The organism is Micromonospora sp. NPDC049204 (genome assembly GCF_040647935.1).
GTDB lineage: Bacteria > Actinomycetota > Actinomycetes > Mycobacteriales > Micromonosporaceae > Micromonospora.
This window is the reverse complement of sequence record NZ_JBEZDC010000020.1, coordinates 1-21,985: the sequence shown is the minus strand read 5'-3', so window position 1 is coordinate 21,985 and position 21,985 is coordinate 1. Positions and strand designations below refer to the sequence as shown.

General features: G+C 71.1%; 22 protein-coding genes and 1 pseudogene. 11 read left to right on the top strand and 12 right to left on the bottom strand.

Annotated features, from left to right (window positions below; all coding sequences use genetic code 11):
- The first annotated feature begins 40 nt into the window (after positions 1-40).
- Both AB0A90_RS29580 and AB0A90_RS29575 read left to right on the top strand, forming a co-directional pair.
- Positions 41-1,186, top strand: coding sequence for a sensor histidine kinase (locus AB0A90_RS29580; RefSeq protein WP_357254316.1), 1,146 nt, complete (start codon positions 41-43; stop codon positions 1,184-1,186).
- Positions 1,183-1,845 carry a response regulator transcription factor gene (locus AB0A90_RS29575; protein ID WP_357254314.1) on the top strand — a complete coding sequence of 221 codons (663 nt, stop codon included), beginning with the start codon at positions 1,183-1,185 and terminating at the stop codon, positions 1,843-1,845. Before AB0A90_RS29580 ends, AB0A90_RS29575 begins: the two co-directional genes overlap by 4 nt.
- Before the next feature lie 6 nt (positions 1,846-1,851).
- Here the strand turns inward: AB0A90_RS29575 and AB0A90_RS29570 are convergent, their stop codons facing one another.
- On the bottom strand, positions 1,852-2,265 hold the full coding sequence (locus AB0A90_RS29570; RefSeq protein ID WP_357254312.1) for a DUF6223 family protein: 414 nt from the start codon (positions 2,263-2,265) through the stop codon (positions 1,852-1,854).
- A gap of 455 nt (positions 2,266-2,720) precedes the next feature.
- On the opposite strand from AB0A90_RS29570, the gene AB0A90_RS29565 reads away from it, so the two are divergent.
- On the top strand, positions 2,721-3,104 hold the full coding sequence (locus AB0A90_RS29565) for a hypothetical protein (RefSeq protein ID WP_357254310.1): 384 nt from the start codon (positions 2,721-2,723) through the stop codon (positions 3,102-3,104).
- Here the strand turns inward: AB0A90_RS29565 and AB0A90_RS29560 are convergent.
- Both AB0A90_RS29560 and AB0A90_RS29555 read right to left on the bottom strand, forming a co-directional pair.
- Positions 3,094-3,774 carry a class I SAM-dependent methyltransferase gene (locus AB0A90_RS29560; RefSeq protein ID WP_357254308.1) on the bottom strand — a complete coding sequence of 227 codons (681 nt, stop codon included), beginning with the start codon at positions 3,772-3,774 and terminating at the stop codon, positions 3,094-3,096. The two genes, AB0A90_RS29565 and AB0A90_RS29560, sit on opposite strands and share 11 nt — an antisense overlap.
- Positions 3,775-3,781: 7 nt before the next feature.
- Positions 3,782-4,546 (bottom strand): hypothetical protein, encoded by a 765-nt coding sequence (locus AB0A90_RS29555; RefSeq protein ID WP_357254306.1) that lies wholly within the window; start codon positions 4,544-4,546, stop codon positions 3,782-3,784.
- A gap of 348 nt (positions 4,547-4,894) precedes the next feature.
- On the opposite strand from AB0A90_RS29555, the gene argS reads away from it, so the two are divergent.
- Positions 4,895-6,613 carry an arginine--tRNA ligase gene (gene argS, locus AB0A90_RS29550; RefSeq protein WP_357254305.1) on the top strand — a complete coding sequence of 573 codons (1,719 nt, stop codon included), beginning with the start codon at positions 4,895-4,897 and terminating at the stop codon, positions 6,611-6,613.
- Between the two features lie 4 nt (positions 6,614-6,617).
- On the opposite strand, the gene AB0A90_RS29545 is transcribed toward argS, so the two are convergent.
- The 3 genes from AB0A90_RS29545 to AB0A90_RS29535 all read right to left on the bottom strand — a co-directional run bounded on the left by AB0A90_RS29545 (position 6,618) and on the right by AB0A90_RS29535 (position 9,556).
- Complete coding sequence (locus tag AB0A90_RS29545; RefSeq protein WP_208641223.1) at positions 6,618-6,959, bottom strand: metalloregulator ArsR/SmtB family transcription factor; 342 nt, start codon at positions 6,957-6,959, stop codon at positions 6,618-6,620.
- Between the two features lie 225 nt (positions 6,960-7,184).
- Entirely contained in the window at positions 7,185-8,378 is a 1,194-nt protein-coding gene (locus AB0A90_RS29540; RefSeq protein WP_357254303.1) for an endo-1,4-beta-xylanase, read from the bottom strand.
- 341 nt (positions 8,379-8,719) lie between these two features.
- Positions 8,720-9,556: a PIG-L family deacetylase gene (locus AB0A90_RS29535; protein WP_357254301.1), complete on the bottom strand. Its 837-nt coding sequence runs from the start codon at positions 9,554-9,556 to the stop codon at positions 8,720-8,722.
- A gap of 180 nt (positions 9,557-9,736) precedes the next feature.
- On the opposite strand from AB0A90_RS29535, the gene AB0A90_RS29530 reads away from it, so the two are divergent.
- Positions 9,737-10,633, top strand: a complete 897-nt coding sequence (locus tag AB0A90_RS29530; protein WP_357254299.1) for an alpha/beta hydrolase — start codon at positions 9,737-9,739, stop codon at positions 10,631-10,633.
- Between the two features lie 8 nt (positions 10,634-10,641).
- On the opposite strand, the gene prfH is transcribed toward AB0A90_RS29530, so the two are convergent.
- Entirely contained in the window at positions 10,642-11,277 is a 636-nt protein-coding gene (gene prfH, locus AB0A90_RS29525) for a peptide chain release factor H (protein ID WP_357254297.1), read from the bottom strand.
- Positions 11,274-12,461 (bottom strand): RNA ligase RtcB family protein, encoded by a 1,188-nt coding sequence (locus tag AB0A90_RS29520; RefSeq protein ID WP_357254295.1) that lies wholly within the window; start codon positions 12,459-12,461, stop codon positions 11,274-11,276. The genes prfH and AB0A90_RS29520 overlap by 4 nt, the downstream gene beginning before the upstream one ends.
- Positions 12,462-12,630: 169 nt before the next feature.
- On the opposite strand from AB0A90_RS29520, the gene AB0A90_RS29515 reads away from it, so the two are divergent.
- On the top strand, positions 12,631-13,161 hold the full coding sequence (locus AB0A90_RS29515) for an adenylate kinase (RefSeq protein ID WP_357254293.1): 531 nt from the start codon (positions 12,631-12,633) through the stop codon (positions 13,159-13,161).
- Between the two features lie 329 nt (positions 13,162-13,490).
- Here the strand turns inward: AB0A90_RS29515 and AB0A90_RS29510 are convergent, their stop codons facing one another.
- Entirely contained in the window at positions 13,491-13,598 is a 108-nt protein-coding gene (locus tag AB0A90_RS29510; RefSeq protein ID WP_357254538.1) for an LPXTG cell wall anchor domain-containing protein, read from the bottom strand.
- Between the two features lie 56 nt (positions 13,599-13,654).
- Between AB0A90_RS29510 and AB0A90_RS29505 the strand changes: the two genes are divergently transcribed.
- Positions 13,655-14,140, top strand: coding sequence for a hypothetical protein (locus AB0A90_RS29505; RefSeq protein ID WP_357254535.1), 486 nt, complete (start codon positions 13,655-13,657; stop codon positions 14,138-14,140).
- 55 nt (positions 14,141-14,195) lie between these two features.
- Here the strand turns inward: AB0A90_RS29505 and AB0A90_RS29500 are convergent.
- Both AB0A90_RS29500 and AB0A90_RS29495 read right to left on the bottom strand, forming a co-directional pair.
- Positions 14,196-14,717: pseudogene (locus AB0A90_RS29500) on the bottom strand (ice-binding family protein); the annotation flags it as partial.
- A gap of 429 nt (positions 14,718-15,146) precedes the next feature.
- A complete protein-coding gene (locus AB0A90_RS29495; RefSeq protein WP_357254291.1) occupies positions 15,147-15,800 on the bottom strand; it encodes a class I SAM-dependent methyltransferase in 654 nt (217 codons plus the stop codon).
- A gap of 130 nt (positions 15,801-15,930) precedes the next feature.
- On the opposite strand from AB0A90_RS29495, the gene AB0A90_RS29490 reads away from it, so the two are divergent.
- The gene (locus tag AB0A90_RS29490; protein WP_357254290.1) at positions 15,931-16,677 is read left to right on the top strand and encodes an SDR family oxidoreductase; all 747 of its coding nucleotides are present in this window, start codon (positions 15,931-15,933) and stop codon (positions 16,675-16,677) included.
- Between the two features lie 8 nt (positions 16,678-16,685).
- Here the strand turns inward: AB0A90_RS29490 and AB0A90_RS29485 are convergent, their stop codons facing one another.
- Complete coding sequence (locus AB0A90_RS29485) at positions 16,686-18,914, bottom strand: hypothetical protein (RefSeq protein ID WP_357254288.1); 2,229 nt, start codon at positions 18,912-18,914, stop codon at positions 16,686-16,688.
- 281 nt (positions 18,915-19,195) lie between these two features.
- Here AB0A90_RS29485 and AB0A90_RS29480 point away from each other — a divergent pair, with 281 nt between their 5' ends.
- From AB0A90_RS29480 to AB0A90_RS29470, 3 genes are all read left to right on the top strand, one after another.
- A complete protein-coding gene (locus AB0A90_RS29480) occupies positions 19,196-20,371 on the top strand; it encodes an FUSC family protein (protein WP_357254287.1) in 1,176 nt (391 codons plus the stop codon).
- Positions 20,372-20,436: 65 nt separating this feature from the next.
- Positions 20,437-20,961, top strand: a complete 525-nt coding sequence (locus tag AB0A90_RS29475) for a hypothetical protein (protein WP_357254285.1) — start codon at positions 20,437-20,439, stop codon at positions 20,959-20,961.
- A 72-nt stretch (positions 20,962-21,033) separates the two neighbouring features.
- On the top strand, positions 21,034-21,876 hold the full coding sequence (locus tag AB0A90_RS29470; RefSeq protein WP_357254283.1) for a DUF4097 family beta strand repeat-containing protein: 843 nt from the start codon (positions 21,034-21,036) through the stop codon (positions 21,874-21,876).
- Positions 21,877-21,985: the final 109 nt, after the last annotated feature.

Genomic DNA, 21,985 nt, shown 5'->3' with positions numbered 1-21,985 from the left:
GCGATCGTCCGTAGGCGAACGGAGGGCTAGGCTTCGGCGTATGTCAGGGGCGCGATGGCGTGACCGGACGGCGAACGTCGCCCTGGTGCTCGCCGTCGGTCTGGTCGCCCTCGTCGGCCTGGTGGTGCAGTCGCGCGGCATCGACACCACCGCCGAGTGGACGGCGCTGCTGGTGGTGCTCGCCTCCTCCGCCGCGCTGTCCGTCCGCCGCCGCCATCCGGTGCCGGTGGGTGTGGTGGCGTTGGTCGCCGTCGGCGCGTACGGGGCGTTGCTGCACAAGCCCGGCCCGATCATGTTGGTCTTCGTCGTGGCGCTCTACACGGTTGTCGACGAGGGACATCTCTGGATCGCCATCGGTCTCGGTCTCGCCTCGGTGATCGCCTTCGCCGCCGCGGACAGCGACAACCGATCCCCGGACACCATGAACGGGGCAACGCTGCTGCACGCCGGTTGGCTCGTCGCGGTCATCGTCGGCGTGACCCGCAACCGCCGCGCCTACCTCGCCGAGGCGCAGGCCCACGCGATCGTCGTCGAACAGCGGATGGAGGAGGAGGCCCGGCGGCGGGCCACCGAGGAGCGGCTGCGCATCGCCCGCGAGGTGCACGATGTCCTCGGCCACCACCTCTCGCTGATCAATGTGCAGGCCAGTGCGGCGTTGCACCGGCCGGACCCGGTCCGCTCCGAGCAGGCGCTCACCGCGATCAAACAGACGAGCAAGGAGACGTTGCGGGAGCTGCGGACGACGCTCGGCGTGCTGCGGCGCGAGGGCGAGGCGCCGACCGTGCCCAGCGCCGGCCTCGGTCGCCTCGACGATCTGGTCCGGACGGCCGGACGGCCCGAACTGACGATCAGCACCGAACTCGCCGAGACCAGGTCGTTGCCCCCGGAGGTCGACCTGGCGGTGTACCGGATCGTCCAGGAGGCACTCACCAACGTGGCCCGGCACGCGGACGCCACCGCCGCGGTGGTCCGGGTGCGGGCCGACCGCGACGACGTGCTGGTGGAGGTGGAGGACGACGGCACCACCACACCCGGCGCGCCGGGCAGCGGGATCATCGGCATGCGCGAGCGAGTGAGCGCGCTCGGCGGTTCACTGACCACGGGTACGCGCCCGGACGGTGGCTTCCGGGTCCGCGCCCGCCTGCCGCTGCGACCCGGCTCGACGACGGTGGGGGAGTCGGCGTGATCCGACTGTTGCTCGCCGACGACCAGACCCTGGTCCGCGCCGGCTTCCGCTCCATCCTGGACGGTGAGGATGGCATCGAGGTGGTCGGCGAGGCCGCCGATGGCGCCGAGGCGGTGCGCCTCACCGCGCAGCTGCGTCCGGAGGTCGTCCTCATGGACATCCGGATGCCCGTACTGGACGGCCTCGCCGCGACCCGACAGATCATCGCGACCTGCGCGGCCCGGGTGATCATCCTGACCACGTTCGACCTGGACGACTACGTCTACGGGGCGCTCCGGGCCGGCGCGAGCGGCTTCCTGGTCAAGGACACCGAGCCGGCGGAGCTGATCCACGGGGTGCGGGTGGTCGCCCGTGGCGACGCGCTGATCGCGCCGTCGATCACCCGTCGGTTGATCGCCGAGTTCAGTGCACGGGCCACGCATCCGGACCCCGGGCCGCGACTGAGTGTGCTCACCACCCGCGAGCGCGAGGTGCTCGTACTTGTCGCCGCGGGCCTGTCGAACGACGAGATCGCCGCGCGGTTGGTGCTGAGCCCGGCCACCGCCAAGACCCATGTCAGCCGGATCATGACCAAGACGCAGGTCCGGGACCGCGCCCAACTGGTGATCCTCGCCTACGAGTCCGGCCTGACCGTTCCCGGTTGGCTCACCCGCTCCTGACCGTGATCAGGCGGCCAGCCGGGCGCTCCGGGCCAGGGCCAGTCCACCGAGGACGACGCCGACCAGTCCGATCGCCAGGGCCACGAACGCGCCGCCGCGCCCGTTACCCGTACCGATGCCGCTGTCGGAGGTGGCGACCACCACCCCGCCGAGCACCATGCCGGCCAGTCCCAAGGTCAGGGCCAGGACGGCTCCGAGTCGCGCCGAGCTGGAGCCGACGCGGCGGGCGGGGCGGGCCAGGGCCAGCCCGCCGACGACGACACCGACCAACCCCAGCAGGACGCCGACGCTCGCACCGGCTCGCCCGGAGCTCATGGCGAGAGCGGTGGCCGCGGCCGGCTGGGCCGAGGCGTGGACGACCAGCTCGGTCCCGGCGGGCGGGGCGGCCACGGCGGCGACGAGCAGATGACGGACGGACATCAGGGGTTCCCTTCGACGGTGTGACAGCTACCGGTGGCAGCGTAGGTAGCGCAGCGTGCACCGGTCGTCAGGCCGGAGTTGCCAAAAGACCCACAACCCGGGAGGTACGCGTCCGCGGCGGCATACCGCCGCAGTCGTCTCCCGGGGTCTCCGACGTACCACCGCCACCACCGCTCTGTCGGCAACCGGACAGGTGCCCGATCGACGAACGGCACCCGTAACCCGCGTGCGGAGAGCGGCAAAGATGGCTCTGACCTGCGGATCTGTCGGATCCCGGCAGTGGCCTTCCGGCCCCGCGGGTGGTACGACTGGTGCGTCGCTTGGCCGGACGGTGCGGCGGCAGGAGGAGGTCTTGCCTTGCGTATCGCACCTAGCACGTCCCCGCAGCGACCCCGGTCCTTGTCACGGGCCGTGGACGGGCTCGATGCCGTGTCACCGCCGGCGATGACACCGTGGTGACGAGCCCGGAGGCCAGCGAGGAGAAGGAGGCCGCCTACAACCGTGGTGTCGACGCGGGCCGGATCGAACAGCGTCTACAGGGGCACGACGAGCACCTGCGGCACATCAACGGCTCGATCGACTCGATGACCCAGGCGTTGCAGAGTCTCACCGAGGAGCTTCGTTCCAACGCCGCCCTGTTCAGTGCTGGCGCGACCGCGGCTCTCCGGGACACCAAGGAGCGGGACAGGATCGCGGAGGTCCGGGTGGAGGAGGCGGGCATCGTCGAGTCCCAGCGGACGGTCCGGTGGACGGCCTGGCAACGCGGGTTCGCCGTCATCGGCGCGATCATCCTGATGGTCAACTTCGGCCTCGGCCTGTACCTGGCCTTCAACCGCTGACGCGACCCGTCGTGGCCAGCAGGAACGCCTGATCATCCCGCTCGGTGCCGCGCGCCCGCCGCACCAGGCGGCACTCCTCCCGCAGGCCGGCAGCCTCGATCTCGGCGGCGACCTGGTCCACCGTGTAACGGTGTCGCTCCAGACGGATCTCGTGACCGAAGCGGCGGCGGTAGGGCCCGGACAGGTCACGCGTACCTTCACCGGCCTGGAAGCCGACGAGCAGGTGACCCGAGGGTCGGAGCACCCGGGCCGCTTCCGCGAAGACGCGTGCCTGCCCGGCAGGGGGCGTGTGGATGGTGGAGTACCAGAGCAGGACACCGGCGAACCGGTCGTCCGGGTAGGGGAGAGCGGTCAACGAGGCCACGGTGACCATCAGGCCAGGGTGGTCCCGGCGTGCCCGGACGATCATGCCCGGCGACAGGTCGACCCCGTACACCAGGCACCCACGGTTGGTGAGGTACCTGCTCATTCGGCCCGGACCGCACCCGGCGTCGAGGACCCGGGTGTCACCGCCCGACGTCACCGCCGCGGCGAACGCGTCGACCATGGCGAGGTCGAGTGGGGACTCGGCGCGGGTGTCCGGCAGAAAGGTGGCGTAGTCCTCGGCGACGATGTCGTAGGCCCGTCGCACGCCGTGCAGGTCGAGCGGATCGGCGGGTGCGGAGCCCATGGTGGGGCTACCGCTGCCAGGTGTCGATGGTCTGGACAGCGTCGCGGACGACCCGGTCCAGGATGGCGGGATTGCCGCTGGAACCCTCCCACCCCTGGTCGTTGAACACCGTCACCACCGTGTCGACGCGGGCCACCGCGATCTGGCTGGTCTCGGTGCCGCCGGTGTGTTCTCCGTTGAGGCTGGTCGCGGGCCAGGTCAGGTTCAGCAGCAGCGCTTCGTCACCGACGCCGGGCAGAGCCTCACTCTTGGCGGTCGCTCGGCTCCCGTCGTGCTGGAAGGAGGGACACGCCTCCAAGGCGGTGCGCAGACGCCCCATGTAGTCCGTGGCGCCGGTGCCGTCGAACGTGAAGATGGTCTGGTGGATCATCCCCTGGGGCGTGTTGCCGGCATTGTCGTCGGCCTTCTTGTAGGTGACTGTCATCGCGGCGCTCGCCGTCACCTGACGGCCTCCGGTGCCGAACTCGTTTCCGCAGAGCTTCGGCAGAGCCTCCTCGACGGGCACCGTCCGGCGTGGAGACTTCCGCAGCTCGGTCGGCAGCTCGACGAACGCCGACGTCGGGATGGTCGTCGGGCCGCTGGCGCTCGACGAGGGCTGGCCCGTCGGATCCACGGCCGCCGCAGCGGAGGTCGGCGCCGCACCCGACGGGGTCGAGGCGGGCGGGTCTTCGGTGGTGGTGCAGGCCGTGGCAAGTGCGATGGTGCCCAGCAGCGGGATCAGCGCAAGCACGCGTCGCGTACGGGCCGGCGGTAGCGGTGTGTGTCGGCTCATGATCACCTTTCGTCGATGTCGGAGCAGTTCCCGGTGGCGTACCGTCCCAAACGACTGTTCGCCGCGCCGGACGCTCGCCCCAGCGGTGGTAATCGGGATGTCGACACATTCGCCGGCCCGCTAAGCTGCCCGCATGACCAGCGTGATCGCCAAGTGCACCGGAGCGTCGTGTGACGTCCAGGTCGGTGCTCGGCGACGCCGGCGATCCGTCGCCCGCCCGCGCTGACCTGTTTTCTGCGACCGGCGGATCGAGCCGCCGGTCGTGCGCTGGTCGTCCTCGATCCGCCCGCATCTCCTGTCGTCTGAGGCCCGCCTGGCAGCGCGGGTCCGAGTGAGATCGGCGTACTCATGGATCTTGAAAGGTTGTTGGCCGACCGGCTGGCACCGGCGTTCGCCGCGGTGGCCGGCGGACCGGTTGATCCGCTCGTGCGGCGCTCGCCGCGAGCGGACTTCCAATCCGACGCGGCGCTGGCACTGGCCCGACGGCTCGGCCGTCCGCCGCGCGACATCGCGGCCGAGGTGCTGGCACACGCGGTCCTCGACGACGTCTGCGTGTCGGCGGAGGTCTCCGGGCCGGGGTTTCTCAACCTCACCGTCGCCGACCCGGCACTTGCCGACCTGGTCTCCGGGCTGGCCGGCGACGCCCGGCTCGGCGTGCCGGTGACGGCGGCCCCGCAGACCGTGGTGGTCGACTACTCGGCGCCGAACGTGGCGAAGGAGATGCACGTCGGGCATCTCCGCTCCACAGTCATCGGTGACGCGGCGGTACGGCTGCTGGACTGGCTGGGGCACCGGGTGGTGCGGGTCAACCACCTGGGTGACTGGGGGACACCGTTCGGCATGCTGATCGAGCACCTGGTCGACCTCGGCGAGGCCGGGGCGGCGCACGAGTTGTCGATGGGTGACCTGGACGGCTTCTATCGGGAGGCGCGGGCGAAGTTCGACTCCGACGAGACGTTCCGGGAACGCTCGCGGCTGCGGGTGGTCGCCTTGCAGGGCGGCGACGAGCAGACGCTGCGGTGGTGGCGGCTGCTGGTGGCGCAGTCCGAGCGGTACTTCCTGACCGTCTACGACCTGCTCGACGTGACGTTGTCCGAGGACGACTTTCGGGGCGAGAGCGCCTACAACGATCTGCTGGCGGGGGTCGTCGACGACCTGGACCGGTTGGGCATGCTGGTGCCCAGCGGCGGGGCCGACTGCGTCTTCCCGGCCGGCTTCAGCGGCCGGGACGGCGAGCCGACGCCGCTCATCGTGCGCAAGAGCGACGGGGGGTACGGCTATCCGGCCACCGATCTGGCCGCGCTACGGCAGCGTGTCGGCGAACTGGGCGCAACCCGCTTGCTGTACGTCGTCGGGCTGCCGCAGCGGCAGCACTTCGCGATGGTGTTCGCGGTCGCCCGGGCGGCCGGTTGGCTGTGCCCGCCGGCGCGGGCCGAGCATCTGGGCTTCGGGTCGATCCTCGGCGGCGACGGGCGGATGCTGCGCAGCCGGGCTGGTGAGTCGGTGAAGCTGGTCGGGCTGCTGGAGGAGGCGGTCACCCGGGCCACGGACCTGGCCCGGCGCAGGAACCCGGAGCTGGATGCCGAAGCCGCAGCCGAGATCGGTCGCGCGGTGGGGATCGGCGCGGTGAAGTATGCCGACCTGTCCACCGATCGGACCAAGGACTACGTCCTGGACTGGGAGCGGATGCTCGCCCTGGAGGGCAACACCGCGCCGTACCTCCAGTACGTGTACGCCCGGATCCGGTCGATGTTCCGGCGCGCCGGGACGACGGCCCGGCCGGACGCGCCGATCGCGCTCACGTCGCCGGCGGAGCGGGCGCTCGCGATCGAGCTGCTCGGCTTCGCCGCGGTGGTCGGCGAGGTGGAGCGAAGCCTCGAGTTCCACCACCTCGCCGGTTACCTGCACCGGCTTGCCACCGCGTTCAACGCGTTCTACGAGCGCTGCCCGGTGCTGCGGGCCCCGGACGAGCTGCGGGAGAGCCGGCTGCTGCTGGCCGAGCTGACGGCCCGGACGCTGCGGCAGGGGCTGCACCTGCTCGGCGTCCGAACCCCGGAGCGGATGTGAGGGGTCAGCGGGTCTTCTTCGTGGCCCGCTTCCGGGGCGGCGTCAACAGGTCGGCGATCTGTGCGATCGCGGCGGGCACCAGGCGGTAGTAGGCCCACACCCCCCGCTTGTCGCGTTCGAGTAGGCCGGCCTCGGTGAGGATCCGCAGGTGATGACTCACGGTCGGCTGGGACAGGTTGAGCGCCCCGGTGAGGTCACTGACGGACGCCTCACCTTCGGGCGCGGACTGGATCAGGCTGAGCAGACGCAGTCGCGCCGGATCGGCGAAGGCCTTCAGCACCCCCGCGAGTCGTTCGGCATCGGCCCGCTTGATTGGATCGCCGGTGAGCGGCGAGATCGCAGGCATGGCAGTTTTCGCAGTTCCCACGCCCACTATGGTTACACCAACACCATCAATAAGCAGGTAGAACCGGCATCAATACTCCAATGGCGTCCGTACGGCCACTCGAGGCGGCTGAACGTGAGTCGAACGTCGACGACCGTGGTGACGTATCGGCCGTGTGGGGCTCCGCCGTGCCCCACACGGCCCTACGCCGACGGACCTGCCGTCGAGTGAGCCGCGACCCGAGGGTCAGCGGCGTGGTCGGGGTGTGCTGCGCGGCTGGACGTACGGCGGTCCCGCGAGGATCAGGTCCGACTTCAGCTCCTGGTACGCCCGCTTGGGCTGGTAGTTCTCGTCGTAGATCGTGGCCAGGCCCTCCGGCGGGTCGTCGAACCAGTCCGGCACCCAGGAGTGCCTGTCACTGAAACCCCACACCGTGTACGACAGACAGCTCCGGACGGCGAGGCACGCCTTCATCAGCACGCTGAAGTTCGCCGCCGAGGCCTGCAACCGGGGGTTGATCTCCTCCGCGTTGCCGGCCTGGACGCCCGCCGTCATCTGGCTGCGGACGTCGACCTCGGTGAACGCGGTGGCGACGCCGAGCCCACTGAACTTCTTGAGCGCGGCGGTCACCTGGAGGGTGTCGAAGTTGCCGTACTGGGTGCCGAGGTGACCCTGGGAGCCGACGCCGTCGATCGGCACGCCCTGTGCGCGTAGGCCCCTGGTCATCTCGTAGACGAACTGGGTCTTGTCGTCCGCCGGGTTGCCGGAGCCGAACGCCTCGATGTTGTAGTCGTTGTAGAACAGCAGGGCCTTGGGATCGGCCGCCCGCGCCCAGCGGAACGCGTCGGCGATGTAGCCGGGCCCGAGGTTCTCTGCCCAGAAGCCCTTGTAGTGCAGGGTCGACGGGGTGTCCCAGGGGTCGCTGACCGCCTCGTTGACCACGTCCCACTGCCAGATCTTGCCCTTGTACCGGTTGGCGACAGTGGTGATGTGCTTGCGCAGCAGCTCGCGCAGCTCCTGCTTGCTGATGGAGCCGTCGGCGACACCGCTGGTCAGCCAGCCGGGCAGTTGGTTGTGCCAGACCAGCACGTGGCCGCGGACGCTCTGCCGGTTGCGCTTGGCGAAATCGATGAGTTGGTCGGCCGCGGTCCAGTCGTAGGTGCCGCGGGTGGGCTCCAGGACCTCCCACTTCATCACGTTCTCGGCGGTGACGGAGGTGAACTCCGAGGAGGCCAGCGCGCGGTACTGCGGGTCACCGGCGTCGTTGAGGGCATCCATGTTGACCGCGGTGCCGACCTGGAGGCCGTGGCGCAGGCCGAGGGCGCCGAGGCTCTGCGCCGTGGGGTCGTACGGCCGACTGGCGGTGGCGGGCACCGTGTTCAGCGCCGCAACGGTGAGGACGGCAACCACGCCGACGGTGGTCCACTGTCTCAGCTTCATGTGCCTTCCTTTCCAGACCCTGATCGACAACTGTCGATCAACAAGGTGCGGGTCCGGTGTTGGCGGATGGGAGCGGGGTTGGTGGTCGAGCGCCCTGGCTCGGGGCCGGAGGGCCGGTGGTGCCGGCCGGTGACCGGAAACCTGCTCGAAACGTTAAGGCCGTCTATGTTCGGGCGTCAACGCTGAAAACTTCCGGAAATTCGTCATATGACCTGCGGGGGCTCGCCGGAGATGCTCGCGAAACTTCCGGGGACCGGCGGCAAGTCGCGGCCACGCTGCCGAGATCGCCGACCGGGTGGCCGACGATCTCGGGCGTCGCTACGAGAGTTGACCTGGGCGGGTCAGCGCAGGCCGGCGAAGAGGTCGTCCTCGGGGATCGGCGCGTCGGTGCGGTCGCGCACCCGAACGAAGGTCTCCACCCCCATCAGCTCCGTGAACCGCTCCCGGCCCAGTTGCAGGAAGAAGATGTTCTCGGTCTGGCTGGCGTGGGTGGCCAGGGCGTCGAACTTCTGCGCCCCGAAGCTGCTCGTGTCCACCCAGGTGCTGATCTCGTCGTCGGGCAGGCCGAGCTGCGGCATCGGCTCCGCCTCCGCCTCCGGGTCCGGTGCGTCCCACTCGACGCCGAGCTCCTGCATGATCTGGCCGAACTGCTCGAACGCGGTGCGCGGCACCGTGGTCCAGTACACCTTCGCCGGGGTGTCCGTCTGCTCCACGGCGGCCATGGTGATCCGGTGCGCCTGGATGTGGTCCGGGTGGCCGTAGAAGCCGTTCTCGTCGTACGTGACGATCACGTCCGGCTGGTACTGCCGGATCAGCTCGGCGAGTCGGTCCGCCGCCTCTGCCACCGGCGTCGTCCAGAACGCGCCGGGCTGGTCGTTCGTCGGCCAGCCCATCATCCCGGAGTCGGCGTAACCGAGGGTTTCCAGGTGGCTGACCTTCAACACCGCGCAGCTGGCTTCCAACTCGGCCTGGCGCATCGCCACGACAGCGGCGGGGTCGTGCTTCGGGTCACCCGGCTTGACCCCACCCGGGCCGTCACCGCACCGCCCGTCGGTGCAGGTCACCAGGACCGTCGTGATCCCCTCCGCGGCGTAGCGGGCAAGGACGCCACCGGTGCTCGTCGCCTCGTCGTCGGGGTGGGCGTGCACCGCCATCAAGGTCAGAGGTCGCTCAGCCATGCCATCACCCTACGGTCGTGTCCCCACCCGGAGTCGCGCAGGGCGACGCTGTGTGCATCCTAGCCAGCCCGGATCGGGCCGGGGTCGATCACCGGCAAACCCTGATCGACCACCCGGCGGGTCCCTAGATTGAGGCGTGGTCAGCACGTCCGAGGGTGAGAACGCGAGGAGAGGTCCGGCATGGGGGCATCGTTCGGTGACGTGCGACAGGTCGACGCCGGGGTCCTGACCATCGGGTACGTCGACGCTGGGCCGTCCGACGGTCCGGCGGTGATCCTGCTGCACGGCTGGCCGTACGACATCCACAGCTTCGCCGACGTCGTGCCGCTGCTCACCGACGCCGGCTACCGGGTCGTCGTGCCGTACCTGCGGGGCTACGGCACGACCCGGTTCCTCTCCGACGACACCATGCGCAACGGCGAACCGGCAGCCATGGGGCTCGACCTCATCGCCCTCATGGACGCCCTGAAGATCGACAGCGCGAAGCTGGCCGGGTTCGACTGGGGTGCGCGTACGGCAGACGTCGTGGCCGCGCTGTGGCCCGAGCGCTGCCGGGGGCTGGTCTCGGTGAGCGGCTACCTGATCGACGGCCAGGCATCGGGAAAGGTGCCGCTGCCCCCGAAGGCGGAACTGGCCTGGTGGTACCAGTACTACTTCGCCACCGAACGCGGCCGGGACGGTTACGACCGGAACCGGCGCGACTTCGCCAGGCTGATCTGGCACACCGCGTCCCCGAAGTGGTCGTTCGACGACGCGACATTCGACCGCAGCGCGGCCGCGTTCGACAACCCCGACCACGTGGACATCGTGATCCACAACTACCGGTGGCGGCTGGCCCTCGCCCCCGGCGAGTCGCAGTACGACGAGGTGGAGAAGCGACTGGCCGCGAAACCGAAGATCATGGTGCCCAGCATCTCGCTGGAGGGGGATGCCAACGGCGCGCCGCACCTGGAACCCGCCGTCTACGGCAAGCAGTTCGCCGGGCAGTACGAACACCGGACCGTGGGCGGCGGCGTCGGGCACAACCTGCCCCAGGAGGCGCCCCAGGCGTTCGCCGACGCGGTCCGGGACGTCTGACCGGGCCGCTACCCTCGGCGGCCCGATCGCTGGGGCTCCGGACGTTCCACCCGCACCGGGTCGCCGCGCACCAGGGTGTCGTGCACCCGCCACCGGGCGGTGGTGACGGCACTGCGGGCCGCCTCGTCGTCCTGCTCGACGCGTTGCCGCAGCAGTCGCAGGGCGATCCGGCGGTTGAGGCTGAACTGCCGTTCCTCGTCCACCACGACGACCAGGCCCGACGGGCGGTGCGTCGCGCGGACCGCCGTGCTGGCCTTGTTGCGGTGCTGACCACCCGGACCGCCGGTACGGCAACCGACGATGTCGACGTCCGCCTCGGCGAACGGCGTCGGCGCCGCGTCGGGTGAGGGCGGCTGCGCGGTGACGTACCAGTTCTTGCGGCCCGTGCTCGCCCGGTACGGACTCGGGGCCTGCCAGCACAGCGTCCCGGTCCACGAGGCCGCGAACGCCTCGGCGTCCGCGCCGGTGATCCGGATGAGCGCCGAGCGGTAGGTGCCGGTCCGATCGCCGGCTGTCACCTGAACCTGTTCGATCGTCAGACCTCGGCGGGTGCCAGCTCCGGTCAGCCGATGCAGGAGCTGGGCCAGCGCCCAGGCGCACTCACTCGGGCCACGGCCGGCGGACAGCAGCAGGAGCACGCTCACGACCGGCCCCGTCCGTCGCGGTGACCCCGCCGCTGAGTGCGGGAGGCGGACCCGAGATCGGGCGTCTTGTAGGTGACCAGGGGAGTCGTGCTGACCACCGGGGTGGCCAACCGGTGCTCGGCGAGATCGGCGATCACCTGCTCGATGCGCTTGTACGCCGTGGGCGCCTCCTCGAACAGCAGCTGGCGGTCGCCGCACACCACGAGCGAGCCCACGGGCGTGCGACGTAGTTCCTCGACCGTGTGCTTGGCCCGGCCCCGTCGCAGGGCGTCGGCGCGCGACATCTTGCGACCGGCGCCGTGCGCCACCGAATAGTTGGCCTCCGGCCCGGCGTGGGCGGCCACCAGATAGGAGGCTGTGCCCCGGGTGCCGGCCACGAGGACGTCGCGGCCGTCGCCCGGCGCCGCGCCCTTGCGGTGCAGGTAGACCCCGTCGGAGACCTCGACCAGGTTGTGGCACTGATCGACGATCGGCGGGGTGGGTTCGGCCCCCAACGCGTACGCGACCCGGGCCGCCAGCACCCGCCGGTTGAGCGATCCCCAGCGCACGGCGTCGTCGTGCCTCGTCAGGTAGGCGGCGGGATCGGGAGCGGCCCCGGCGCCGTGCACCTCGGTGTGCGCCCGCAGAATCCGTTCACCGAGACCACGGGAACCACTGTGCACGATCAGCACGAGATCACCGGCGTCGAGCCCGAGCCGACTCGCGTGGTTCGCGTCGAGGACGGTGTCGACGCGCGCCAACTCCACGAAGTGGTTGCCACGGCCAACCGTCCCGAGACCGTCCAGGTGACCGGCCGGAACGTCACCCTGGACGACCGCCCAGGCCGGGTCGTCGGCGTCCTGATCCGGGTCCAACGCGCGGTCGAGGTCGGGGAACCGGGCGGCGAGGCGCTCCGGCACGGCACGCTTGAGCTTGATGGGGAACACGGCGATGCCGCAGCCGATGTCGGAGCCAACCAGGAACGGGTAGAGCACCCTCGACGCCATGGCCGCACCGATGGGTGCGCCCTTGCCGGGGTGCAGATCCGGCATCGCCGCGACGTGGATCATGCCGTCGAGGGCGGCAACCTGCTGGCACTGGTCGAGCGCGGCGGACTCGATCCAGCTCGCGGGCGAGGCGAACACCGTGACGGTGGCCGGGGTGGACGGGGGCAGGGACTCCCGAGGGGAGTGGTGCTGCAACAAGGAGACTCACTTCGTACGCAGACGCGGGAACGGACGACAGCACGGCCCTCCGGGAGGTGTCACCGGGGGCGAATGCGCGGGGTGGTTCCGTCAGTACGTCATGGACGTCACTCTCGGGCAGCCCGTCCCGTACGGCAAACGATTTTCGGTCGCGGCGTACGCTGCCGCGATGACCGCACCGCGTCGCATCCTGGTCTACGGGGTGCACGGCTCGGGCAAGTCCACTCTCGCCGAGCGCCTAGCCCAGCGCCTCGGGTTGCCGTGGTATCCGGTGGACGACCTGTTGTGGCTGCCGGGGTGGGTCGAGGTGCCGGTCGCGCAGCAGCGCGGGCGCATCGAGGAGATCTGCCGTCGGGACACCTGGATCCTCGACGGCGCGTACCACGGATGGCGGGACGTGCCGCTGGCCCGTGCCGACCTGGTGGTGGCCCTGGACTACCCGTGGTGGCGCTCGTTCTGGTGGTTGCTGCGTCGCACCCTGCGTCGCCTGGGCACGGGCGAGGTGATCTGCAACGGAAACCGGGAATCGCTGGGCAGTGTGTTGTCCCCGGACTCGATCCTGGTCTGGCACGCCTCCGCGTTCGGCCGGGAACGGCGGCGAATGCGGGCCTGGCAGGCCGACCCGGCCGGGCCGCCGGTGGTGCTGTTCACGAGTCCGGCGGGCCTGGATGACTGGTTGGCGGGCCTACCGAACCGGTGACGCCGGTCAGGATTCAGAGCCACGCCGCCGCGCCGAACACCGCCTGGCATACCCGCGAGTTACGCCCCGACCTACATCGAGGGTGGTCCGAGTGCGGCGACCGCCATCACCAACGACGCCGCGTACCGGGCCGCCCTCGACGAGCGGCACACCGCGATGACCGGGCAGTTCGGTCTCCGCAGCGCACAGGTGACCGTCCCTGCGGAGCCCGGCCCCGATGACCGGCACACCAACCGGCGGCTCACTCCCCGCTGGGGAGTGGGCCGCCGGTGTCGCGCATGGTCAGTTCCGAGGGCGCCCGGCCGGCAGGTCACCGGCCGGGCCCTCGATCAGGACTCCCGGGTACGACGCCGGGCGAGGAAGAACGCGAACGCGCCCAGCACGACAAGCGCACTTCCGATGCCCGTCATGGCCGGGACCGCGCCACTGCCGGTCACCGGCAGGATGGGTCTCCTGCCGTCCCCGGGGCTGCCGGGTGCTCCGGGACTGCCGGGTGCCCCAGGGCTACCGGGTGCGCCTGGGCTACCGGGTGCGCCTGGGCTACCGGGTGCGCCTGGGCTACCGGGTGCTCCGGGTGCTCCGGGGCTACCGGGCGCCCCAGGGCTGCCAGGTGCGCCGGGTGCGCCGGGTTCTCCGCGTGCGCCGGGGCTGCCGGGTGCGCCGGGGCTGCCGGGTGCGCCGGGGCTGCCGGGTGCGCCGGGGCTGCCGGGTGCGCCGGGGCTACCGGGCGCGCCTGGGCTGCCGGGTGCGCCTGGGCTGCCGGGTGCCCCAGGGCTTCCCGGTGCTCCGGGGCTGCCAGGTGCCCCAGGGCTGCCAGGTGCACCTGGGCTACCGGGCGCGCCTGGGCTGCCGGGTGCTCCGGGGCTGCCGGGTGCGCCGGGGCTGCCGGGCGGGCCGGACGGGCCGGGAGGACCGGTGGGCCCGGGTGGACCTGTCGGTCCGGGTGGGCCGGTGGGGCCGGCGCACAGCGGCGCGGTGATGTCGTTGTCGTCGAGAGTCACGGCGGCGGTTCGCGCCAGCGCGCGGCCCTGCAGGGTCGCCTCCGTGGCCATCGTGACCGAGGCGAGCGCCATGACGTTGCCGACCATTGTGGTTCCCGTGCCGATCGTCGCCGAGCTGCCGACCTTCCAGAACACGTTGCAGGCCGAGGCGCCGTTGGTCAGTACGACGGTGCTGTCCGACGCCGTCGTCAGCGAGGAGTCGATCTGGAAGATGAACACGGCCGAAGGGTCGGCCTGGGCGTTGAGCGTCAGCGTCCCGGTCAGTTGTGCGGCTCCGATTCGGTAGACGCCCGGGTTGAGGGTGTTGCCGCCCAACTCCGACGGGATGACGGTGAACGGCGTCCGGCCGGCGGCGTCGTTGAAGGCGATCGTCAGGTCGCTCTGGGCCTGGAGAGCGACCGCGTCGCCGAGGTGGATCTCGCCGCCGATGGTTGCCGTCCCGAAGCCCATTGCGGTGTTCCCCGGGTATCGTCCGAGGCTCTGGGCGAGGAAGCTGGGGCCGGTGTTGGTCGGCTCGGCGCCGGCGAGGACGGAGAAGTTGCCGGCTGTCCCCATGTTCACCGGTGCGTCTGCGGCAACGGCTGGTGTCGTGTTGACCAGCAGGAGGCCGGCTGCGACGGCGGCCGCCGCAGCCGCCGCGAGCGCCGGTAGGAGACGTCGGCGAAGACGATGATGACTGGGTTTCGCTGTCACAGAACACCCTCCGTGGGTACTACTTCGCAGGGGGCGCCTGGTGGGCCGCGCCCTGCGCGAAACTGCCGTGATGACGTGGACAAAGTGCGGTGACCACCACATCACGTCATCGGCGCGTATACCCACAAAACGGGATATTGCGTACGAACCGGAGCGCAATAGCCATTCATATTCATGTTTTCCCTATTACGCCCTGTGATTGCCCGACGCCTACTCCCGCGCCGCCACCTTCGCGAGAAGTGGCCGCTCGTCGATCGACAGGCGAAACTCTTCCCAGGCCAACGGTCGTCCTCAGTGCTGGTGTGTCGGCGCGGGCCGGATCGCCCGGCCGTGCACGCAGGGTGAGGACGGGCCGTTGCTGGTGGCCGGGAAGCGGAACCGACGCAGCTCCTCGATCACGAACCCTTCGGCACCGATGGCGGCGACGGTGTCGCGGTTGGTGTGGCAGCCGGCGAACAACTTCGGCCACAGTGTCGCGTCGAGCAGGCGTTGGGTCCGGTGCAGGCGGCTGCTCTGCTCGGCGGCGACGTGTTCGAAGAAGCGCAGCTGGCCGCCGGGGCGCAGCACCCGGCTGACCTCCGCGAGCGCGCTCGCCTGATCCGGCACGGTGCACAACACGAGCGCGACGACGGCCGCGTCGAACTCGCCGTCACCCGCGGGCAGGGCGTCCGCCAGACCGTCGACGACGGTGACCGGCACCGGTGCGCTCGGTGCCGCCCGCTCGGCGGCGGCGCGCAGTCGACGTTCCGGCTCGACGGCGACGACCTCGGTCACCGCGGGTGGATAGTGGGCGAACATCCTGCCGTTGCCCGCGCCGATCTCGATCACCCGGCCGGACAGGCCAGCAACCAGGTCCCGTCGGAACTCCGCCGTGCCGGCGCGGTCCATGGCGACGCTGAGCCTCTCGTACACCCGGGCGAACACCGGATGGGACACCACGGCCACGTCAGACCTCCAGGGGACCGGCTGATTCTCGTCGCACTGTTCTTGGGCGATTGTCCTGCATCGGTGCACGGTTTCCGTCTTACTGGTGGGCAGCGGTTGCAGACCCACCGCAGACAGGACGTGTTCGACCATGAAGATCGTCGTCATCGGTGGCAGCGGCCTCATCGGCTCCAAGCTCGTGGACAATCTCGGCGCCCAGGGGCACGAAGCGGTGCCGGCGTCACCAAAGACCGGCGTCAACACACTGACCGGCGAGGGAGTGGCCGAGGCGCTCGCCGGTGCCGATGTCGTGGTCGACGTGTCGAATTCGCCGTCGTTCGAGGCCGCCGCCGTTCTGGAGTTCTTCGAGACGTCCACCCGCAATCTCCTCGCCGCCGCGGCGGCGGCCCGGGTGGGCCACTACGCGGCGCTCTCGATCGTGGGGTGCGACCGGATCCCGGACAGCGGGTACATGCGGGCGAAGGTCGCCCAGGAGAAGCTCATCGTCGCGGCCGGGATCCCGTACTCCGTGGTGCACGCCACGCAGTTCTTCGAATTTCTCCAGGGGATCATCGACGCCGCCACGGACGGCGACACCGTGCACCTCGCGCCGGTCCTCATCCAACCGATGGCGGCGGACGACGTCGCGGCCGCGGTGGCCGAGGTCGTGGTCGGCGCGCCGACAAACGCGGTGGTCGAGATCGCTGGCCCGAAGCAGTTCCGCCTCGACGAACTGGGCCGATCCATCCTCGCGTCCCAGCAGGATCGCCGGTCGGTGGTGGCCGACCCGGGTGCCCGGTACTTCGGTGCCACGCTTGGCGAACGCTCGCTGGTCCCCGCCGACGGCGCTCGCATCGCCGCCACGAGCCTCGACGACTGGCGTACCCGGGCCGGGTGACCCGGCCGCTACCCGGCCGCGACGGGTGGGTCCGCCCGTCCACCGAGTCGCCGCACCAACTCCCGCACCGCCGCGGTGAACGACTCGTCCGCCTCGTCCGGCCAGTGGCCGTGGATCGGTGGGGGAACGCTGTCGCTGGCCGGCGTCACCACGTCCCGGGGATCACGTTGTCGACGATCGACGGTGTCTGCCGGGTCGCTGCCCGTAGCCGCCCGGGGTGACCGGTGGGCGGAGAAGACCCAGCCGCCGATCGGGTCGGTGTCGCGCCACAGGTTCACCCAGCGCCAACCGACCCGGTGGCCGATGTCGTGCAGTGCCGCATCGTCGATGTAGGCGGGGAAGAGTCGAGCGTAGAGGCGACGCAGCGGTGACCCGTGGGTGAGCAGGGCGACCCGACTGCCGACCTCCGGCGGCAGCTGGAGCACCGTCGCGGCGAGCAGTACCGAACCGTGGCTGTGCCCGGTGAGCAGCACGGCATGGCCGCTCTCGACGAGGTACGTGACCCGGCGGGTCAGCTCCGGCACGGCGCGTTCGGCGTAGCAGGGCGGTGCGAAGGGGTGGGCGGCTCGGGGCCAGAACGTGCCGAGGTCCCAGAGCACGCCGACGTGCCGCCGGAACGGGATGGTCCGGTAGGCGAAGACGCTGCCGACGATCATGCCGAGGATGATCGCGGCGATCAGCCAACTGCCGAACGCGATGGCGAAGGTGACCACGTCCGCCGGCAATCCGATGTTTCTCTCGACCACGTCGCTCGGGAACTGTCCCAGCAGGCCGATGGTGGTGTTGGCCGTGGCGAGGCCGGCGAGGCAGCCGAAGAGCACCGCCAGCGGCACCAGCTTCTCGGTGAACCGGGCCCGGGCTATCGCGTCCCGGACCTGCCGCAGTCGGGTGCTGGCCTCCGGCGGCGGGTCCGGGTAGTCGTGGGCGACGATCGCCGCGGCGTCGCGACGCCGGCCCCGGCGGGAGATCACGATGACCAGACCGGCGACGACAAGCGTGACCACGATCGCGCGCAGGAAGCCGAAGATCACCCACGTGTAGGCGCGGGGTGGACCGGCGGCGATGCCCGTACCGGTTGGCGTGTCCCGGTCGAGGAAGTCCGCCGCCCGGTAGACCACCTCGGCGGAGTACGCCACCGCCACGCTGATCCCGGCGGCCGCGATCGCGAGCCCACCCAACCCGAACAGCGGCGTCGCACCTCGCCGTCGGTCCCGGCGCCGGAGCAGCACCACGGCCAGCGCGGCCAGCAGGGTGGTCTGTGCGACGAACAGCCCGGCCAGGGTCGTGTCGTAGCCGGGCAGCTCGCGGCGTCCGTCCCACGGCTGCGGGCTGGCCAGCACGTAGGCCACCACGAGGACGGTCAGCACGATGGCGCTGGACCGTAGCGCGTGGGTGATCCCGTCGAGTCGCCGATCGGTCGCGGCCCGGTCGATCAGCGGGGGAGTGCAGAGCGATCCCACGCAGGCGGCCAGGACCACCACGGTGGCCACCGTCAACGCGACGCCGGTGGCGGTGGCGCCGCTGGCGACCCGGGCCAGGAGCAGGGTGAGGTCCAGCGTCGCGAAGGCGGCGGCGACGTGGATCGAGCGCAGCCGCCCGACCAACGGCTCGGCGTTCCACTGACCGACCGCGCCGAGCCGATGCCCGGAGACCTGCTCGGGTGCGCGAAACGCCTCGAACGTCCGCCCCGGCCGGTTGCTGATCCGCCAGATCAGGCCGATCGCGGTGGCCGGGACCAGCGCGAGCACCGCGAGTCGCACCCCGACCGGCCGGCCGCTCAACCAGGACAGCCAGCTGCGTCCGGCGAGGCAGTTCGCCGAGTTCAGACACTTCCAACCGACGAGATCCAGGGCGACGCCGGCGATGCCGAGCACGTAGAGCACGGTCAGGGTGAGCGCCAGCAACCGGCACAGCGACCTGACCGTCGCCTCGGAACCGGAGTTCGCGGGACGCATCCAGATCGCCACGTTGACCAGCATGAATGGCAGCAGGAAGACCAACCCCAGGGCGCGGACCACCGTCCCGGAGGGCAGATCACCCCAGCGGTACGACTCCAGCGTCACCCCGTGCGCGCCGGTGGTGTCCGAATACCGGGGGCGCGGCCGGTAGAAGCCCCCGTTGCGGTCACCCGCCACCTGCGCGACCTGCCGCAGGCCCAGCACCTCTTCGGCGCTCGCGCCGGAGACGCCGTGCACCCGCAGCTCCACGATGCCGCCGGTGGTGTCTGGCTCGCTCAACCGCGCTGGTCCATCCGAATGCCCCCCGAGGCGTCTCGGCAGCCCTCGGGCACACGATCCACCCGAGGCCAGCCCTGCCAGCCCGCCGTGCCGGGGCCGCCACCCGGACGGCGGCAGACCGCGGTCTACCCGAACCGGACGGCCTCAATCGCGGCCCGCCCACGCCGCGACGGACGCCGTGGCTGCCCTTCGTCGTGGTCGGCGCCGCGCACACGCTCGGGCGGGGAGGTCGACGCACCGGCGCGGGGGATTGATCGGGTGCTGGCGGGGTAGGTGCCGCCATGGTCGCTGCCGGTCGGCACGGAGCGGAGGGCCGCGCTCCGATCGTGGTCCGGCTCTGGGACCGCGTGGTGGCCACGCTGCGCGACCGGATGCGTCGGGTACGGGCCTTCGGCGGGCTCGCGGTGCAGGCCGGTCTGGCCGCGGCGCTGGCGTGGTTCGTGGCGCACGAGCTGCTGCACGTGTCGCAGCCGATCTTCGCACCGATCTCCGCGGTCTCGACTCTCGCCGCGTCCGTCGGCCAACGGCTCCGCCGTACCGTCGAACTGATCATCGGTGTCACCGTGGGGGTGCTGATCGGCGATCTGCTGCTCGTGCTGATCGGCACCGGGTGGTGGCAACTCGTCCTGATCGTCGTGCTCGCGATCGTGGTCGCGCTGTTCCTCGTGGGCAGTGCGGCGGTGGTGGTCCAGGCCGGAGCGACGGCGGTGCTGATCGCCACGCTCAGTCCGTCCATCCGTGATCTGGAGATCCCTCGGTTCGTGGACGCGCTCGTCGGGGGCGGGCTGGCGCTGCTGATCACCACCGTGCTGCTGCCGCTGAACCCGCTGCGGGTGCTCAACCGGGCCGCGCGGCCGGCGTTGGACCTCCTCGCCACCCAACTCGACGCGACCGCCAGCGCGCTGGCCGAGCGGGACGCTGATCGGGTCCGCACCGCCCGCAGCGAACTGCGGCAGAACAAGGGCCAGGTGCAGGCGTTCGTCGAGGCGACCCAGGGCGCCCGGGAGGCCAGCGTCCTGTCGCCGGTGCACTGGCGCGAACGGCACGGTCCGGTGAGCCGGTACGCGCAGGCGGCAGAGCCGATCGACCGGGCGATGCGCAACAGCGGGACCCTCATCCGCCGGTCGGTGACGCTGATCGAGGACGGTGAACCGGTCCCGGACGCGCTGCCGGGGGCGGTGGCCGATCTCGCCGAGGCCGTCCGGTTGCTCAAGCGGCAGTTCGCCGCCGCGGTCGAGCCGAACCGGGCACGTGAGCAGGCGCTGCGGGCGGTCCGGACGGCCGGTGCGGCCTATCGGGAGGGGGTCGGCTTCTCCGGGGCGGTGGTGGTGGCACAGGTCCGGACGACCGTCAGCGACCTGCTGGTGGCCTCCGGGCTGACTCAGGCAGAGGCGAATCACCTGGTCCGGGGCATGTTCGGCGAGCTGGAAGCACCCGGCGTGCCGCGGCGGGCCTGATCGGTCGGCACCATTGTGAGCCACGCCTGTTGCGTTCTGAGCCAAAGTGGTGCCATGATGGTGCCATGGAGCTGAGGTCATACGTCGAGAACCTGCGAGACGAGTTCGCCATTGCTGCCGAGGGGGTCGACCCCGAGGCCCGGATGCTGGCCGAGCGGCTCTTCGCCCAGTTGGAGGCGGCGACCCGTCTCACGTTGCTCGAGGCCCTGTCCGACGCCGCCGACGAGATCACCCGCGATCTCGCGCCGGGTTCGGTGCACGTCCGGTTGCGCGGGCGCGAGCCGGACTTCGTGGTGACGCCGGCCAGCCCGCTCGTCGACGAGGTGAGTGAGGCCAGCGGCCCGCCGCCGCTCGCCACGCCAGCCCCCGCGCCGGAGGGGGAGGACGGTGGCACCTCGCGGATCAACCTCCGACTCCCCGACCACCTCAAGGCAAGCGTCGAGGAGGCCGCCGGGCGGGCCGGGCTCTCGGTCAACGCCTGGCTGGTACGCGCCGTCGCCGGTGCCGTCAGCGCCGGCGAGACGGAGCGTCGCCCGCCCCGCCGGGTGGAGCCACGCTCCGGCCAGCACCTCACCGGCTGGGCCCGCTGACTCTCCGTACCCCCTTGTTTTCCCGCCGCTGACCAGCGGCGACAGTCGCCGACCACCTTTCGGGAGACCACCATGCCTGTTTTCGAAACGCCAGAACCCATCGCCGTCCGGGTCGAGCTGCCCGTGGGAGATGTCTGGATCAAAGCGACCGACCGCACCGACACCGTGGTGACGGTGCGGCCCCGCGACCCGTCGAGCAAGGCCGACGTGAGCACCGCGGAACAGACCACCGTCCAGTACGCCGCAGGACAACTGCTGATCAGGGTGTCGAAGAGTTGGCGCCGCTACGGCTTCGGTTCCGGGCCGTCGGTCGACGTCCTGATCGAGCTGCCGGCCGGGTCGCGAGTGCACGGCGAGTCGTCCTGGGCGGCGTTCCGCTGCGAGGGTCGGCTGGGCGAGTGCCGGATCAAGACGGGGAGCGGGATCCGGCTCGACGAGACCGGGCCGTTGGACATCGACAGCAGCCACGGCGAGGTCGCGGTGGAGCGGGTCACGGGCTCGGCCCGGGTGAAGGTCTCCTCCGGCAAGGTCCGCATCGGGGCGGTCGACGGCTCCGCCGAGATCAAGAACTCCTCCGGTGACTGCTGGATCGGCCGCAGCGGCGGCGACGTCCGGGTCAACACCGCGTACGGCGACATCACCCTCGACGCGCCGCTGGCCTCGGTGACGGCCCGCACCGCCTACGGCAACGTCCGGTTGGGCGAGGTCGTCCGAGGGGCGATCGAGCTGAACACCTCCTACGGCGCCATCGAGGTCGGCATCCGGCGTGGGACCGCCGCCTGGCTCGACGTCAGTTCCAAGCACGGCCGCGTCCAAAACGCCCTGGAGACGACCGACGGCCCGGCGCAGACCGACGAGACGGTCGAGGTCCGGGCGAACACCTCCTACGGCGACATCATGATCCGCCGCGCCTGACCCGCCCACCGCGACCACGAAGGAGTTTCAATGACCAAGTCAAGCCGTAGACGCGGTCAGCGGTGGTGTGGGTTGGAACTCGCGGCCGTCGCGCAGCAGTGCCCAGACG